The 18,999-nt window shown below is 71.0% G+C and carries 1 protein-coding gene; it reads right to left on the reverse strand.

The window, feature by feature from the left end:
- Positions 1-19: 19 nt before the first annotated feature.
- The gene (locus tag L3i22_RS52245) at positions 20-18,886 is read right to left on the reverse strand and encodes a hypothetical protein (RefSeq protein WP_221324785.1); all 18,867 of its coding nucleotides are present in this window, start codon (positions 18,884-18,886) and stop codon (positions 20-22) included.
- Between the last annotated feature and the right edge of the window lie 113 nt (positions 18,887-18,999).

Here is an 18,999-nt window from a genome sequence, read left to right on the forward strand (position 1 = left end):
TTTCCCGGAGCCGGCCGCTCTAGTTTCCCGCCGCCAGCGCGGCGACCATCTCCTCCTGGCTCGCCTTGATGCCGCCGGCCAGCACCTTCGCCACCATCGGGTCGTTCCCGGCGGCCACCAGTTCCCTCGTGCGCAACTCGACGAACCGCGCGCGAACATCCTCAACCGCCGGCTCGGAAACGACCGGCGGCTTGGGATCGGTCGGCAGCTTGGGATCGGTCGGCGCCTCGGCATGCTTGAACAGGCGCGGCTCGACCGGGATGCCGAACTGCGCGGTCATCCGCTCGGCCACGTTCGCCAGCCACCGCTTCACGTCGGCGACCTGCAGGTCCGGCCGGACCTTCCCGCTCATGTACCGCCCCGACTTGTCGTTCACCTCCCAGCGCCCGGTCGCCGGGTTCACCCCCAGCTCCCCGCTGACCCGGGCCTGCCCCGCATACGACTTCCCGTCCCCGTCGAACCGCGCGCCGATCGTCGGATGCCCCTGCTGGTTGATGCTGTCCCGCAACTGGTCCAGGGTCAGGTCCGGGTTCTTCGTCACCATCCCGGCGTGCAGGTCACGCAGCTGCGCGTCGGAGACGACGGTGAGGATCTCCTCGCTGCCGATGTAGATCTCGCCGTCCGGGGTGACCACGTAGTGCCAGTGCGCGTCCGGCCGGCCCTCGAACAGGTTCGGGTGGAAGTCGGCGAGCGGCATCCACGCCGGGTTCAGCCGGACCTCCTGCATCGCGAGATCCGCCCCCTTGGCGCCCTTCTCCGCCGGGCCCTTCGGCGGGTGCAGCTCGAACGGCTTGACCTTCTTCGGCCACACCGGGTCGCCGAACGGCGCGTCGAAGTCCTGCCCGGACCGGCCGGCGTTGTAGTGGTTGCCGATCCGGTGCACCTCGATCAGCGGAGCGCCGGTCCGGCCGACCATGGTCGGCACGCCCGTCGGGTGGATCACCCGGGCCCGGACGTCCAGCGCATCCGCCAGCACCGGCAGGAACGCCTCGCCGAGCGGACCCTTCCAGTGGTCCTCCCAGTGCGTGACCGCGTTCGTCAGCGCGTCGAACTCGGCCTGGCTCAGCGGCCGGTCCGGGTCGACGTGGTGGTTGGTGAGCACGTCGCGCAGCACCGGCTCGGGCAGCGTGTCCACGTCGACGGTGAGCCCGCGACCGGTCAGGTAGTCGAGCATCCCCTGCATGCTGAGCGAGTCGTCGGCGAGGTTCCCGCTCGCGGTGAGCGGCACGTCGTCGAGCGCGGCGCTCCGGGCGAAGTCCGGGTCGAGACCGACATCGAACAGGTGGACGGTCCGCTCCTCCAGGTAGCGGTCGCGCAGCAGCGTCATCGGCAGCAGATGCCCCTGGGTGACCGTGGTCAGGCCGAGCTGATGCAGTTCGGTGACCAGCTGACCCCGGGTCATCGTGGCGGCGCGCGCGCTGACCTGCGGTTCGGTGCTCAGGCGGTACTGGTGGATCGCGGCCGGCGGCACCGAGCCCGGGCCGTTCTGCTCCAGGTGCCGCAGCGCGAGCCGACGCAACTGGTCCGCCGCCGCACCGAGCTCAATGCTCGTCGGCACCAGTCCGTTCCGATCCCGCTGACCGTTCGTGGTCAGGGCGGTGGTCTGCGCCCGGACCGCGTCGGCGTTGCCGAGCCAGGCGGTCAGGTGCTCGGAGGTGTAGCCGATCGCGGTGAGCCGCTCGCTGACCAGGGCCGGCGCGGTGGCCACGAACGAGTAGAGCTGGCAGCGACCGTCGCCGGGCACGTCGAGCACCCGGCTGACCGGCGGCGGGGCCGGCAGCGGCGGCGGCGCGGCGAGCGACGGCGCGGTCTTGACCGAGGGCGCCAGGCCGAGGAAGTCGTTCCGGAACGCGTCCAGCAGCTGGTAGTGCCGCTGCTCCAGGGCCCACCACGTCTCGCCGGCCGCGACCCACTTCGCGTTCAGCCCCGGGAGCTCGGCCGTTTTGAGATCTTTCAAACCCGGTTTCCCGTACGCCTCGAACCGCGCCTGATCCAGCGCATCCGCGGCCTTGATGAACGCCTCGGCCGCCTCGAACACCGTGGCCTCGTGCGCCTCGATCGCGGCGAAGCGCGGCGCCCGATCCCCGGTCAGGTCCAGCGCGATCTTGGCGTCGTGCAGTCCCATCCGCAGCGACACGTTCATCAGGCCGCCCCGCACCGGCGTGCCCTTGCCCTTGAGCGTCACCGTGACCACCACCCGGCTCAGGTAGTCGACCAGCCCGGACGCGCTCTCCGGCTTGACGTTGCCGAGCGCGCCGGTGGACAGGCTCCCGCTCTCCGTCGCGGCCTGCGAGTCGCCGGTCGCGATGCCCGGGCCGCCGGCTTCGAGCGCCTGGTACGGATCGTCGGCGAACCCCCGCCCGATCAGCGGCACCCGCGGCGCCCGCAGGTTCTGCACCATCTTGTTGGTGCCGGCGCTGTACCCCGCGGTCTGCAGCGGCGCGTGCTCGCGGAACACTCCGCTGCTGACCCCGCCGAGCGACGCGCCCTCCGGCAGCAGCTTGATGTTGATCTTCGCGTGCTGGCCGAAGATCTGTGCGCTGGTCACCTCGGGCAGGTCCAGGCCGTGCGTGGTGAGCATCTGCGGGACGTTCGGCAGCAGCAGCTCCGGGGTCAGGCTCTGGTGGATCTGGTGCGCGCCGGCGTAGCCCGGGGTCTTCAGTCGCCTGGCGGCGTCGGCGAGCTGCGTCTCGACGAGTTTCTGCAGCTGGGCGATCTGGGTGAGGTCCTCGGCGCTGTAGCGGGGCGGCATCGGCAGACCATTGGCCTCGCTCCAGCCCGTACCCTCAATCGCCTGGTTTTTGATCTCATAGGTTTTCGGCGGAGCCGGCGGAGCGGAGATGCGCGGCAGGCGCAGGTCGTCGGCCCAGCGATTCTGCTCGACGAAGTCGTGTGCGGTGAGCAGGCTGGAGCCGATCCGCTCCCCCTTGTCGAACACCACCAGGGAGAACTTGACCGGGAACCGCATCCGCGCCTTGATCCCCCGCCCGGAGCTGAGCTGGGTGTCGACCGACGCCTGCCCGCTGCCCTGCGAGTTCGACACCTGCGACGACTTGCCGACGGTGTCGCCGAGGCCCATCGCCAGGTTCTCGCCGTGATGGTTGGAGACGCCGGTGCCGGCCGCCCCGGCGACCACGGTGTGCCCGTGCGTGCGCTGGACCGTGGTCCCGCTGTCGCTGACGCCGGTGGTCTTGATGTCCAGGTCGTTGTGGTCGGCGACGAAGCCCTGGAACTCCGGCTCGCCGGTGAGCTCGGCGATCAGCCGGATGTCGCGGGAGTGCTGGGTCATCCGCCCGGGCTTGAGGTGCAGCACCGACATGCCACCGTCCAGCATGGACGGGAAGTGCTGGGCGACGCCCTCCGGCGTGAACAGGTAGAGCAGCCGGCGCCGGTTCAGCATCGGGTCGCCGAGGCCCGGTTCGGACAGCGACTTCCAGATCCGGGCCAGCGACTCCTGCCCGGCGGCGGCCTTCTGCAGGCCGGTGGTCATCTCGCCGGTGAGCGAGGGCGTGTGGTGGAACGTGTAGAGGCCGAGGCCGGCGGTGTGTCCCGGCGCCAGCCGCAGCAGCGTCGCCGGCGACGGCAGCCAGGGCATTCCGGTGTACGCGAGGTCCCCCGGAAGCTTCGGCAGCAGTCCCAGCGTCTCCACGACCTCGGCGGAGAGCCGCAGGTAGACCGCGTTGGTGACGGTCCCGTCGGTCTGGATCGACTTGAAGTGGTGCAGCCAGTCCCCGGTGCGCAGGGCCTGCGGGATCACCGCGAACCGGTCCGGATCCGTGGTGATCTCGGCGCCCACCGACACCTTCAGGTCGAACTTCACCAGGTACGACCGGGTCTTGCCCTTCCGGTTGTTGGCGTTCCGCTCGATCGCGCCGGACAGGCCGCTGCTGTCCCTCTTCGCGGTCGCGTAGATCAGCCGCTCGTAGCCGGCGTTCAGCAGGCCACCGCCGCCGCTGGTGTCCTTGCTGGTCCCGGTCTTGCGGATGTTCGTGGAGAAGTTGCCACGCGCGGCGAGCTGCCACTCCTGGGTCTTGGCGCCGTCCACCTCGACACCGCCGATCGACGCGGTCTCGGTGGTGATCACGCTGTGCGCCGGCAGGATCTCCGGGTTGGTCAGCGTGGCCGAGACGGCCAGGTCGACCGAGGCGCCGTTCTCGTCGGTGCTCACCCGGTCCACGTGCCAGCGGCCGCCGAGCATCGAGCGCAGCGCGCTGACCTGGTCGGCCTCGGTGAACCGGCCGAGCAGGGCGGCCCACAGCGGCATGCCTTCGAGCAGGCCGTCGATGCCGCGCAGCCCGGCGATCCTGGTGCGGGAGATCGAGGTGACGTAGTCCTGGGCGGCCCGGAGTGCGTCGGTGGCCAGTTGCAACACGTACGTGCTGGCCGGCATCGCCTCCACCGACAGCCAGTCCCGGACCGGGCTGGACGGCCCCGCGTCCACCCAGTCGCGCAGCGTGGTCAGGTCGAACTTGGTGGCCCGTCGCAACGCCAGCGGATCGGCCCGCGCGGTGAACACCGGCGGATGGCTGATCGCCCGCGGGACCACGCTCGCCTCGTCGAACAGCACGGTCACCGGCTTGACCGAGGTCAACCGGTACCGGGTGATGGTCGTCCCGCCGATGTGCGGGACCTGCTCGGCGGGGAACCGCTCGGCCTGCCGCGGCATCCGCTCGCGGACCACCCGGCCCACCTGGACCCGGGAGCGTGGGTCGTGGCCGAGCCGCTCGGTGAACGCGTAGACCTTCACCGTGATCTCGAGGTTGTTGCCGAACGCCTGGGAGTTCGGGGTGCCGCCGTTGAGCCGCGTCTCGGAGCCGCTGAGCTGCGCGCCGCTCTGCCGGCCGGTCCGCCCGCGCACCTCGATCGCGCCGGACGGGACCAGTGCCGTGGACGCCTTGCCGGAGAACCGGAAGACGCCGCCGCCCTCGACCGTGCCGCCGTACCGCCACTGGCCGCTCGCCACGATCCGCTGCTGGGTGCCGTCGGCCCGGGCGTTGCGGACCGCGGTGCCCTTCTCGGTGCCCAGATGCGTGAAGCCGTCCGTGTAGCGGCCGGTCACGTGCACGACCAGGTGCCGGACGCCGATCTTCTTGGTCCGGGTCAGCTCGGCGATCAGGCCGAACTTGAGCAGGCTCGGGTTGCCCTGACGCAGGCCGGCGGCGGACAGCACCCGGTCCAGCTCGGCCTGGTTGTGCCCGCGTTCCAGGGCGGACTTGCTGGTCGCCATGAACTTGGTGCGGCCGGGCGCGGCGAACTTCGGCAGGAAGCCGCCCTCGAACGACCGGACCAGCTCGGTCACCTCGGTCTGCAGGTCCTGGAACGCGCTCAGGCCGTTGGTCACCGAACGGCCGCCGGTCAGCGCGTACGGCGGCACGTGCCAGTTCCCGATCGGCCCGTCGAAGCGGGTGGCCCCGTCGGTCAGCTCGGTCAGCCGGCTCATCGGCAGCCGGCCGAGCACGACCAGGTCGATCGTCACCGCGTCGACCGCGCCGCTGGTGAACGGCAGCCGACTGCCCAGGTACTCGCGCAGCGCCGGGGTGAGCACGAGCCGGAAGCGCGCCTCCACGGCGACGTTGCCGATGTCCTTGAACTCGGTGCCGATCCGCGAGACGGCGTTGTCCGCGCTGGACGCGGTGGCCGAGCGGATGAAGCCGCCGAAGAGCCGGAACTGCACGTACGCCGGCCCGAACGCCCACCGGATCGGCACCACCGACAGCGCGCCGCCGACCCGGCTGGTCTGGGTCACCTTCGCGCCGGTGCTCAGGCCCGGCTGCCAGCGGAACGACGTCTTGGCGACATCCCCGATCGCCTCCATCTGCGGCAGCGTCGCCGACATCTGCAGGGACAGCGCGTGCGCGCCGCGCGAGCTGGTCAGCAGCGGCGGATGCACCGGGCTGTCCAGCGCCGGCATCAGGTTCGCCAGCATCGACGACTCGCTGAACAGGGCGCGGGCGTCCCGGGCGCCGGCCGTGCCGGGGTCAACGGCCTTGGTCGGCGCGAGCAGCGTGAGGATCTCCTCGGCCACCTGGTTCCAGGTCCCGGACGGCACGTCCGCGTCGCCCAGGTTCAGGCCGGCGTGCAGGATCCGGACCGGGGTGAGGTTCTCCACCCGCATCGGCGTGTGCTCGGGCCCCAGGTCGATCATGTCGGTGGCCGAGCTCGGGGTGGCCTTCTGGAAGTCGTCGACGATCCGGAACTTCGCGCCCGACTTGACCAGCTGCGCCGGGGCGTCCGCGGCCGGCATCGGGCCGCGCGCCTCGGACACCGTGACCTTGAAGGTGACCTGGCTGTCGACCAGGTGCGAGATGCCGCCGCTGCGCACGTTGTGCGAGTCGGTCAGCTTGGCGCTGAGCTCGCTCGACTCCAGCGGGCGGGACAGGGCCAGCTCGCCGCCGACCCCACCGCCCGGGCCCATCCGCTGCGGGATGATCACGTTGGCGCCGATCGCGCCGGTGCCGCCGCTGGTGTTCGCCTCCTTGGAGGTGATCGCCTGGTCGGTGCGGGTGTCGAACTTGGCCTTGTCGGTCTTCTGCTCGATCAGCTTGGCGTCATTCATCGAGTACGTCGGTTCGACCGTCACCCGGTGCCAGCCACCCAGCCCGTCCCCGACGTCGAAGCTGCGCCCACCGGTCACGAAGAACGACTGCGCGTCCTCCAGCAGCGCCCGCTTGATCTCCGCGGTGTCCGCCGCGCCGCCCGGCAGCCAGCCCTTCCAGGACTCGGCGACCTTGGCCCGCACCGCGGTGTCCACCGCGCCGGCCAGGTCGTCGGCCAGCTTCGCGGTGTCGCCGAGGTTGTCCAGCTCGTAGACCAGCTCCGGGCGGCGCTGGTAGAGGCCGCTCAACGGGTTGCCGTTGACGTTCGGCGGCGTGTCCAGGCCGGCCGTCCAGAACGGCTCGGCCAGGTGCTCCGGGTTCAGCACGGCCGGCGGGCGCGGGGCGGTCGACAGCGAGAAGTGCGGGGCCAGGACGTCCGCGATCTGCTGGCGGGCGGCGTCGCTGAGGACGTACGGCCCGTCGTGCTGATGCTGGTGCCCCATCAGGCTGTGCGGGGTGTCGTCGGTCGCGCCGTGCAGCACCGCGCCGGGCGGCGGGGTGCTGTCCTTGACGCCCAGGTAGTGCACGACCTCGTGGGCGAACGCGGCCGGGGACGCCTTCGGACTCCAGACGCCCTGGTTCATCCCGGGCGCGTCCTTCGCCACCGTGATGTGCGCGTGCGCCTGCGCCGGGTCATCGACGAACTGGACCGACACGTGCATCGGCAGGTTCGTGCCGGGCAACGTGTGGCCGGGCTCGTTCAGGTACTTCTCGACGCCGAGGGCGGTCTTCGTCCGTACCTCGGAAAAGCCCGCGGCCTCGCCGGAGAGATGAACCTTGAGCTGGAAGCGCAGGTCGCGGTCGGTCGCCGTGAGCTGGTAGTGGACGCCGACCCGCTCGCCGCTGCCCGGCGAGCGGACCGCGCGGGTGGTCCCGTCCGGCCGGGTCTCGAACCGGATCGCGGCGTCCAGCGCGGTCCACCGCTCCGCGTCGATCTCCACGATCCGCGCCGGGACCTGCGAGATCCCGGCGTTGTAGTGGTTGCCGACCCGGTGCACCTCGATCAGCGGCGCGCCCTCGCGCCCGACCGTGACCGGCGCGACGCCCGGCTGGATCACCCGCATCTCGGCGTCCAGCGCGGACGCCAGCGACGGCAGGAACGCCTCGCCGAGCGGGTTCTGCCAGTGCCGCTCCCAGGTGCCGACCGCCCGCACCAGCGCGTCGAACTCGGTCTGGGTGAACGGGCGCTCCGGGCTGATGTGGTGACTGATCAGCAGGTCACGCAGCTTCTGCTCACCCAGGTTGTTCAGGTCGAGCCGGGTGTTGCGGGTGTGCAGGTAGTCGAGCATCTGCTGCATGCTCAGCGACTCGTCGGCCAGGTTGACGCCGTCCTTGAGCGGCACCTCCAGCGCGGCGGTGGCCCGGGCGGCGTCCTCGGTCAGACCGTCGGCCATCAGGTGCTCGGCGCGGGCCGACAGGTAGGCGCCGCGCAGCACCGGGACCGGCAGCAGCTCGCCCGTCGGGATCCGGTCGATGCCGAGATCGTTCAGCTCCGTGGTGACCTGGGCCCGGTCCATCCCGGCGGTGCGGGCGCGGACCTGCGGCTCGGTGCTCAGGCGGTACTGGTGGACGGCCTCGTAGGGGACGCCGCCCGGACCGGCCTGGCGTAGGTGGTGCACGGTCAGCTGCCGGAGTTGCTCGGCGGCCTGGCCCAGCTCGGTGGTGACCGGGACCAGGTGGTTGCCGTCCCGGACGCCGTTGGTGACGAAGTCGGTGGTCTGCTCGCGGACCAGGTCCGGGGTGTTCAGCCAGGCGTGCAGGTGGTCGGAGCCGAGGTTGGCGGCGGCCAGGCGCTGGCTGACCCGGACCGGGTCGGTGGCGATCACCGAGTAGAGCTGGCATCGGCCGTCGCCGGGCACGTCGAGCCGCTGGCTGGTCGGCAGCTGCGGCGGCGCCTTGACCTCCGGCGCCTTGACCTCCACCTTGGGCGGCGCGGGCGGCTCTTCCACCTTCGTCTCGATCTTGGGCGGGGCCGGCGGCTCCTCGACCTTGGCCTCGGTTTTCGGCGGCGCCGGCGGCTCCTCAACCTTCGGCGGCGCAGGCGGCTCTTCCAGGGCCTTCGGCGCAGGGGGCGGCTCCACGCTGTCAACCAGCTGCTGGAAGACGTGCTGGCTCAGCGGCCCCGCGTCAGCCACCTCCGGCGAGACCCCGAGATGCTCGGCCCGGAAGTCGTCAAGCTGCTGGTAGTGCTGCTGCTCAAGCTGCCACCAGTCCTTCCCGGCCTGCTCCCACTTCTCGATCAGCCCCGGAATCTCCGCCTCTTTCAAGACCTTCAAATCCGGTTTCCCGTACGCGTCGAACCGCGCCTGATCAAGCGCATCGGCCGCGTCCACGAACTTCCCGGCCGCCTTCGCCAGTTTCGCCTCGTGCGCCACGATCCGGTCGAACGCCACCCCCCGCGCCGACGTGTCCGACGCCAGGTCAAGCGCCGTCCGCATGTCGTGCAGCCCCATCCGCAGCGACACGTTGACCAGGTCCCCGGTGATCGCCACCGGCTTGCCACCATTGATCTTGACGGTGACGACCACCTCGCTCAGGTAGTCGGCGAGCCCGGACGCGCTCTCCGGCTTCACGTTGCCCAGCGACCCGGTCGACAGGTTGCCGCTCTCCAGCGCGTTCTGCGCGTCCCCGGCCGACATGCCCGGCCCGCCGGACTCCAGCGCCTGGTACGGATCGTCCGCGTACCCCCGCGCGAACAGCGGCAGCCGCGGCATCCGCAGCTGCTGCGTCATCGCGTTGGTGCCGGCGCTGTACCCGCTGGTCGTCTGCGGCGCGTGCTCCCGGAACACCCCGCTGCTGACGCCGTGCACCGACGCGCCCTGCGGCACCAGCTTGATGTTGATCTCGGCCTTCTGCCCGAAGATCTGCGCGCTGGTGACGTCCGGCAGGTTCAGCCCGGTCTCGGTCATCATCTGCGGGACGCCCGGCAGCAGGATCTCCGGCGTGAGGCTCTGATGGATCTGGTGCGCGCCCGCGTACCCGGGGGTCTTCAGCCGTTTCGCGGCGTCCCCGAGCTGCCCGGCGACCAGGTCCTGGAGCTGTTTGATCTGGGTGAGGTCCTCGGCGCTGAACCGGGGGGGCATCGGCAGCCCGTTCAGCTCCCGCCAGCCCGGCCCCATCTCGGCCGGCTTGCCGATCGGATAAGTGGCCGGCCCCGCCTCGGGTGACGAGGTGCGGGGCAGCCGCAGGTCGTCGGCCCAGCGGTTCTGCTCGACGAAGTCGTGCACGGTCATCAGGTCGGCGCCGGTCGGCCGGCCCTTGTCGAACACCACGAGGGAGAACTTGACCGGGAACTTCATCCGCGCCTTGACGCCGCGGCCCGAGCTGAGCTGGGTGTCGACCGACGTGCTGCCGCTGCCCTGCGAGTTCGACACCTGCGACGACTTGCCGACGGTGTCGCCGAGGCCGGTTGCCAGGTTCTCGCCCTGGTGGTTGGAGACGCCGGTGCCGGCCACGCCGAGCGTCTGGGTGCTGCCGTGGGTGCGCTGCACCGTGGTGCCGGAATCGGACGTGTGGGTGGTCTTGATGTCCAGGTCGTCGTGGTCGGCGACGAAGCCCTTGAACTCCGGCTCACCGGTGATCTCGGCGATCAGCCGGACGTCGCGGGAGTGCTGGGTGAGCTTGCCCGGCTTCATGTGCAGCACCGACACGCCACCGTCGAGCATGGACGGGAAGTGCTGGGCGACGCCCTCCGGCGTGAACAGGTAGAGCAGCCGGCGCCGGTTGAGCATCGGGTCGCCGAGGCCGGGATCGGTCACCGTCTTGAAGATCTTGGTGAGCGTCTTGTTGTCCGGCGCGGCCTCGCCGAGCGCGGTCTTCATCTCCGCGGTCAGCGTCGGCGTCTCGTGGAACGTGTAGAGGCCGAGGCCCGGCTGGTGCCCGGCCGGCATCCGCAGCGTGGTGTCCGGCGCCGGCGTCCACGGCTTGCCGATCGCCCCGGTGTCGCCCTTGAGCTTGGGCAGCAGGCCGAGCTGGTCCACCACGTCGGCGGAGAGCCGCAGGTAGACGGCGTTGGAGATGGTCCCGTCGGTCTGGATCGACTTGAAGTGGTGCAGCCAGTCGCCGGTGCGCAGGGCCTGCGGGATCATCGCGTACCGGGCCGGGTCGGTGGTGATCTCGGCCGCCACCGACACCTTGAGGTCGAACTTCACCAGGTACGACCGGGTCTTGCCCTTGCGGTTGTTGGCGTTCCGCTCGATCACGCCGGACAGGCTCTCGCTCTTGCGCTCCTGCTGGGCGTAGAGCAGCCGCTCGTACCCGGCGTTGAGCACCCCACCGCCGCCGCTGGTGTCCTTGGTCGTGCCCGGCTTGCGGATGTTCGCGGAGAAGTTGCCGCGCGCCGCGAGCTGCCACTCCTTGACCTTCGCCCCGTCCACCTCGACGCCGCCGGTGGTGGCGTTCTCCGTGGTGATCAGGCCATGCGCGGGCAGGACCTGCGGGTTGGTCAGCGACGCGGAGACGGCCAGGTCGACCGCGGCGCCGTCCTCGTCGGTCATCAGCTTGTCGACGTGCCACTGCCCGTTGAGCATCTCGCGCAGCGCGCCGACCTGGTCCGCCTCGGTGAACTTGCCGTGCGCGGCGGCCCAGACCGGCATGCCCTCGAGCAGGCCGTCGACGCCGCGCAGCCCGCCCAGCTTGGTGCGGGAGATCTTCTCGGCGTACTCCTGGGCGCCGCGCAGCGCGTCCATGGCGAGCTGCAGCACGAACGGGCTGCCGGGCATCCCCTCGACCGACAGCCAGTCCTTGATCTTGACGGTGCCGGCCTGGTCGACCCAGCCGCGGATGCCGGCCAGGTCGAACTTGGTGGCCCGGTTGAGCCCCAGCGGATCGGTGCGCGGCGTGAACACCGGCGGCTGGTCGAGCTTGACGCCCAGGATCGTGGCCTCGTCGAACAGCACGGTCACCGGCTCGACCTGGGTCAGCGAGTAGCGCGTCATGGTCTGGCCGCCGAAGTGCGGGACCTGCTCGCGGGTCAGCGTCTCGGTGGCCGGGCTCGGGAAGCGCTGCTTGATGATCCGGCCGACCCCGACCCGGGAGCCCGAGTCGATGCCGGTCCGCGCGGTGTACGAGTACACGTGCACGGTGATCTGCAGATTGTTCGTGAACGCGGCCGAGTTCGGGGTGCCGCCGTTGAGCCGGGTCTCGCCGCCGGTCAGCTGCGCGCCGCTCTGCTTGCCGATCCGGAAACGTCCCTCGATCGCCCCGGACGGGACGAGCGCGGTCGCCGCGTCCCCGGTGAACCGGAAGACGCCGCCACCCTCGAACGCGGCGCCGCCCCGCCACTGCCCGGCGGCCACGATCTTCTGCTGGAGCGCGTCGATCCGGGCGTTGCGGACCGCCGCGCCCGGGTCGGTCCCGGCGTAGGTGAAGTCGTCGGTGTACTCGGCGGTCACGTGCACGATCAGGTGCCGGGTGCCGATCTTCTTGGTCCGGGTCAGCTCGGCGATCAGGCCGGTCTTGAGCAGCGTCGGGTTGCCCTGGCGCAGACCGGCCGCGGAGAGCACCCGGTCCAGCTCGGCCTGGTTGTGCTGGCGTTCCAGCGCGGACTTGCTGGTCACCATGAACTTGGTGGTGTTCGGCTCGGTGAACTTGGGCAGGAAGCCGCCCTCGAAGCGCCGGATCAGCGTGGTGACGTCGCCGTGCAGCTGCTTGAACGCGGTCAGGCCGTAGGTCACCGAACGGCCGCCGGTCAGCGCGTACGGCGGCACGAACTTCATCCCGGTCGGCGCCTTGAGCCCGCTGACGCCGGTGACCAGTTCGTCGAAGCGGGTCTTCGGGATCCGCCCGAGGACAACCAGGTCGAGGACCATCGGGGCGGTCGCGCCGCTGGTGAACGGCAGCCGGCTGGCGACGTACTCGCGCAGCGCCGGGGTCAGCGTGACCTTGAAGTGCGCCTCGACCGCGACGTTCTTGATGTCCTTGAACTCGGTGCCGATCCGGCTGGTGGAGCCGTGCGAGAGCGACGCGGTGGCCGAGCGGTAGAAGCCGCCGAACATCCGGAACTGCACGTACGCCGGGCCGAAGCCCCACCGGATCGGGATCACCGAGAGCGAGCCACCGACCCGGCTGGTCTGCGACACCTTCGAGCCGGCGCTGACCCCGGGCTGCCAGCGGAACGAGGTCTTGGCCACGTCGGCGAGCGCGACCAGGTCCGGCATGGTCGCCTCGACCTGCAGGGTGAGCGCGTGCGCGCCGCGCCCGGAGCTGATGATCGGCGGGTGCACCGCGCTGTCCAGCGCCGGGATCAGGTTCGCCACGATCGACGACTCGGCGAGCAGGCCGCGGGCGTCGCTCGCGCCCCGGGTGCCCGGGCCGACGGTCTTGGTCGGAGCAAGCAGCGTGAGGATCTGCTCGGCCACCTCGTTCCAGGTCGCGGTCGGCACCGCGTCGTCGGCCAGGTTCAGGCCGGCGCTCAGGATCCGGACCGGGGTGAGGTGCTCGACCAGCATCGAGAGGTTGCCGGGCGTGACGTCGATCTTGGTGGCCGCGGTCGGCTTGGCGGTCTGGAAGTCGTCGACGACCCGGAACGTCACGTCCGCGCCGACGAGCTTGCCGGGGGCGGTCGGCGCGGGCATCGGACCGCGTACGTCAGAGACCGTGATCTTGAAGTTGACCCTGGTGTCGACCAGGTGTGAGATGCCGCCGCTGCGCACGTTGTGCGAGTCGGTCAGCTTGGCGGTGTCCTCGATCGTCTCCATCGGGCGGGAGAGCGCCACCTCGCCGGCGAAACCGCCGCCCGGGCCGATCCGCTGCGGCAGCACGACGCCGGCCCCGAGCGAGCCGGCCGCGCCGGACGTGGTGGCCTGCTTGGTGCCACCGGAGTGGTCCGCGCGGGTGTCGAACTTCGCCTTGTCGACCGTCTGGTCCTGGAACTTCGCGCCGTCCATCGACCAGTTCGCCTCGAGCGTGACGCGGTGCCAGCCGCCCACGCCGTCCTTGACGTCGAAGCTGCGGCCGCCGGTGGCGAAGAACGACTGCGGGTCGTCCTGGAACGCCTGCTTGATCTCGGCGGCGTCGACCTTCCCGCCCGGCAGCACGTCCTTCCAGGTCTCCGCGACCTTGGCCTTGACCGCCGCGTCGACCCCGGCGCCCAGGTCGTCGACCAGCCTGGTCAGGTCGCCGAACGAGTCGACCTCGTAGACCAGCTCGGGCTTGCTCAGGTAGAGGCCCTTGAGCGGGCTGCCCGGCTTGGGCACCTCGATCAGGTCCTGGACCGGCGGGGTGATCTTGACGGTCGGGATCGGGACCATCGGGATCGACTCGACCGGCGGCGTCACGGTCGGCGTGGCCAACTGCTCGGTCACGTTCGGCGGGGTGTCCACGCCGTCGTTCCAGAACTGCTCGGCCAGGTGCCCGGGCTGGACGGCCGGGGCGTGCGGGCGCGGCGCGAGCGAGCCGGAGAAGTGCGGGGCCAGCACCGCCGCGATCTGGTCCAGCGAACTCGGGGCCAGCACGAACCCGTCGTCGTGACCGTGGATGCCCATCAGGTCGTGCGGAATGTTCTCGCCCGGCCCGTGCAGCAGCGCTCCGGGCGGCGCCTGCCCGTCCTTGACGCCCAGGTAGTGCACGATCTCGTGGGCGAACGCGGCCGGGGACGCGCCCGGCGCCCAGGTGCGCTGGTTCATCCCGGGCACGTCGTGGGCCACCGTGATCTGCGCGTGCGCCTGCGCCGGATCGTCGACGAACTGCACCTTGACCTGCATCGGCACGTTCGAGCCGGGCACCTGGTAACCGGGCGCGTTCAGGTAGGTGTCGACCCCCTCCAGGGTCTTCGCCTCGACGCCCGCGAATCCGGTCGCGTCGCCGGTCAGGTGCACCTTGAGGGTGAAGGTCCACTGGTCGTCACCGGCGTCCAGCTGGTAGCGCACGCCGACCCGCTCGCCGCTCGCCTCCGGCCGGCTGATCGTCGGCGGCGCGCCGTCCGTGCCACGCTCGAACTTGAACGCGTCGTCGAGCGGCGTCCAGCGCTCCGAGTCGACCTCGATCGTCCGCCCGCCGCCGAACAGGTCGCGCGGCGGCAGCGTCGCCGTGTCGTCGGCCACCTTCGGGGGCGCGAGCTGCAGGGTCTCGTCGCCCAGCGACGCCTTCGGCGTCTCGATCGGCGGTGGTCCATCACCCTTGACCGGCGCCGGCTTCAGATCAACCGACTTGGGTACGTCCGCGGCCGACGTCCCGCCGAGCCCGGAATCCGGCCCCTTCGGCAGGTCCTTGGGCGTGCTCGGCAGGTCTTTCGGCGTGCTCGGCAGGTCCTTGGGGGTGGTCGGGAGATCCTTCGGGACCTCGGGGAAGACCAGCGCGTCGTCGGTGTGCGTGAACCCGCCGCCGGCCGGGGCGTCCAGCACCGGCGCGTCGTCCGAGCCACGCAGCTTGACGAGCCGGTCGGAGAACGTGCTGAAGTCGGCGAGGTTCCGGTCCCGCAGATCCCGGGACAGCCCGGACAACCCCTGATCGAGCCGCTTGTCGATCGGCTTGAGGTGATCCGGGGCGGACAGCGCCGCGTTGATGTCCGCGCCGGTCTGCGCCCGGTACTGGTCCAGCCGCAGGTCGTAGCGCTCCGCGATCCGGTTCACCGCGGCGCCGTTGTCACCGGCCTTGACCAGCGCGTCCTGCCAGGTCTTCAGCTCGTCGGCGGGCAGCGGGCCGGAACCGTCCCGGATCTCGCCGAGCTTCGCCTCCCGGTCCAGCTGGGCGATCCGGTCGTGGAACTGGTTCAGCAGGGTCGCGTGCTCGGACTCGGAGCCGGCGTTGGCGAGTTTCGTGGTCCAGTCGGCGGCTTCGCCCGTACCGAAGCCGGGGTGATCGGCACGCAGGGCGGTGAGTCGCTCCAGCAAGGCCGCGTCGCCGGGGTCATGCGTCGGGACCGGCGGCAGATCGTCAAGGCTCGGCGGGGGCGCGTCGTCGGCCCCACCGGCGCGGATCTCCTCCAGGCGCACCGGTTCCGGCGTCGGCGCGCCCTCCTTGAGCTTGGCGAGCCGCAGCTCCAGGTCGTCGATGGGGGCGCCGGCCTGGTCCGCGCTGTGCGCCGGCAGCGTGTCCGGCACGCTCGGCAGGTCGTGCAGCTTCTGCACGGCCAGGTGCCCGGACAGATCCTTCTCGAACGCGTTGAGCAGCTGGTTCAGCTCGTCGGTCTTCCCGGCGGCGGCCGCCTTCTCGACCCCGACCGCGTGCTCCAGCCAGGCCACCTTGTCCATGCCGAGCTGGGCGGCCTTCCCGTGGCCGGCGTCCACGTGCGCCCGGAACTCGCCGAGCCGCTTGTCCAGCAGGTGCTTGTCGAGCCGCTCGTTGAGGTTGTTCATCCCCTTCGCGGCGTCGCCGGCCCGCCCGTCGGTCAGCGCCTTGCGGATGTCGTCGGTGAGCGCCTTGACCTCGTTGCCGGCCAGGTGTGCCGACTTGACGTCCCGGCCGAGCTGGTCGAACCGCACCTTGAGCTCGGCGGCGCCGGGCAGCGGGGCCGGGTCGTGGTGCGGGACGGTCGGCAGGTCGTCGCCGCGCAGCTGGTCCAGCCGGGCCTGCAGGGCGGCGTCGTCGAAGTGCGCCGCCGGGGTCGCCGGGACGTGCTCGGCCTTCGCGATGGTCAGGTCGTTGGTCAGGTGCGTGAGCCGGTCGGCGGCGACCGAGCGGGAGATCGCCTCGGCCGGCGACAGCGTCGGCACGCTGGGGAACTCGACCAGGTCGAGGTTCGTGTCGGTGAAGTGCGGCGTCCCGCCGTCGTGCGGGAGCAGCGTCGGGGCGTCGCCGCCACGCAGCTGGTCCAGGCGCAGCTGCAGCTCGCCGAGGCTCTCGCCCGGGTTGTGGGTCGGCACGCTCGGCATGTCGGCCAGCAGGGTGTCGATCCGGACGCTCTCCGAGGTGTGCTTGACCAGGGACTCCGCGACGCGCAGGTCCTTCTGCGCGCGAGCGATCGAGAGCGCGTCGCCGGACGCCCCGGCCAGCGCGTCCTGCGCGTTCTTGAGCTGGGACAACGCCTGCTCGTGGGAGAGCTGGACGCCGGCCTGGTCCGGGCGCGGCGCCTGGTGCGGCAGGCCGGCCAGGTCCTTGCCGACCGTGGGCGTCGCGGAGTGCGCGATCGACAGGTCGTGGGTGAGGCCGGTGCCGAGGTTCGGGGTGTGCGCGGTGGCCGGCGTGTGCGGCGGCGTCGCGTGGGTGGTGACCGGCTTGATCCCGATCGTCTTCGGGTCGGCCAGCAGGTCCATCGCCTGGTGCAGGGTGACCTCGGGGTTGATCTTCACGACCGAGCCGTCGATCTTGCCGAGGTTCCCGGCGTCGATCTTGCCGAGGTTGCCGGTCAGGTTCCCGAGACTGCCCACGTCCAGCTTGCCGACGTTGGCGGCGTTCAGGTCGCCGGTGTGCAGGTGGCTCAGCGAGCCGGCGTCGATCGGGCCGGCGGTGAACGCCTTCTCCGGCGCGCCCAGGTTGAACGACACCCCGGTGTCGGAGATCTTGAACGCGCTGATCTCGCCGCCCTGCAGGGCCTTGATCTCGTGACCGCCGAAGCTCGACAGGCCGTCGATCCCGTGCGTCACCTTGTTCAGCCCGGCGCTCAGGTTGCCGAGCTGCATGTTCGGCAGCGTCACCGAGTTGCTCAGGCCGCCCATCGACGGGAGGTTGACCTGGGAGATCGCGCCGTCCAGCCCCTGCACGCCGCCCACGTCGAGCTTGCCCAGGTTGCCGAGACCGCTGAGGTCGACGCCGCCCGGCACGCCGTGCACGTTCATGTTCAGGTGGCCCAGGTTGCCGAGGTCGACGCCCGGGAAGCCGTGCAGGCCGGTCATCCCGTTGACGCCGGGCAGGCCGTTGAGCCCGTCCAGGCCCTTGACGCCGGCGACGTCGGTCCCGCTGATCGACTTCAGGCCGGAAAGATCGATGCTCTGCGCGGAGAAGCTCACGTTCGTACCGTGGAAGTCCCCGAACTTCGGCTCGGCGAAGTCGGGCAGGTGCAGACCCGCGGGGCTGAAGTTCAGCCCACCGCCCTTCGGCGTGTCCCCGGGCTTGACGATGTTGACCGAGTGGATGCCCTCGGCCAGGTGCACGCCGCCACTGATCGCGGAGAGGCCCTTGTACGTCGAGATGTTCAGGCCCCGGCCCAGCACGCCGACCTTGAACGCCCCGCCGACGCCCAGCTTGCCGATCTCCGCGCCGTTCAGCGGGGTGAAGATCCGCAGCCACTTCCAGCCGCCGAACTCCTGAACGGTGAAGTTCTTCACCGCGATCGCGCCGTTCTTGAACATCCGGCCCAGGTCGACCGCGAGCCCCGGGACCGCGCCCAGCCCCTTGCCGATCATGCCGCCCAGCGCACCGAGGCCCTTGGGCAGCGTGGTCAGCGTGAACTTCTCCAGCGTGACGAAGCCGTGCACGGCCAGGCTGCCGAGCGAGCTGATCGCCTTCGGGAGGGAGAGCACGCCGATCTTCACGGTGTTGGCCATCACCGCGCCGAGGTCGCCGACCCCCTTGATCACGGTGAGGAAGCTGAACGTGGTGACCGCGTGCCAGAAGTCACCCAACCCCTTGCTGAGCGCGCCGAACCCCTGCGCGCTGAACTTGGTGATGCTCTTCCAGGCGGTGGCGGCCAGCTTGGTCAGGTCGGCCAGCGTGATCAGCGGCTTGGTGCTCGGCCCGAGCAGGCCCAGCAGCCCGATCACCAGGCCGGCGATGTTGGTCTTGCCGGTGGCGAAGTCCACGATCGACTTGATCGCCAGCGCCGCGTTCATGGCGAACGCGATCAGGCCGAGCGGGCCGCCGATGAAGATCGCGACGATCGTGATGATCAGGGTCAGCCAGCCGAAGATCTCCCAGAAGATGTCGCAGGCCGACTTCGGCGTGGTGGGCGACGTGATCCGGGAGGCGGCGTCGTTGATCGTGCCCCGCGCGGTGTTCGCCGCGGTCTGCAGATCGCTCTTGGCCGTCTCGGCGTCCGACTTCAGGGTGGCCAGGCGGGCCTCGTCGGCGCCGGCCGCGTCGGCCAGCGCCTTGTCCGCCCGGGTCTGCGCGTCCTTCAGCGTGGTGACGTAGGTCCGGATCGCCGGCCCGGCGGCGGTGAACGCCTCCTTGACGTGGGCGATGAACCCCTTCATCTCGGTGCTGATCTGCTCCCGCAGGTAGTCCGCGGTCTTGCCGACGAAGACGCCCTCGCCGCTCTTGTTCAGCACGGTCTGCAGGCCGGTGTCGGCGGTCTGCGCGTTGGCGGCCATCGCGTCCATGTAGTCGGCGACCGACAACAGGACGTCCGGGTCCCCCGGCGTCGGGTCGCCACCCAGCTTCAACGGCGACCAGTCGCCCGGGCGATTCCCCACGGTTACCTCCCACGCGCGCGTCCCTCGATTGGTCTGACGCACGCCCGCCGGAGAGAGGTTCATGAACCGTTTCCGGGGCGCGGTGCGTCGAACCTTGCGGAGAGGCTTTGTGC

Origin of the sequence: Actinoplanes sp. L3-i22 (assembly GCF_019704555.1) — a bacterium.
Lineage (GTDB): Bacteria > Actinomycetota > Actinomycetes > Mycobacteriales > Micromonosporaceae > Actinoplanes.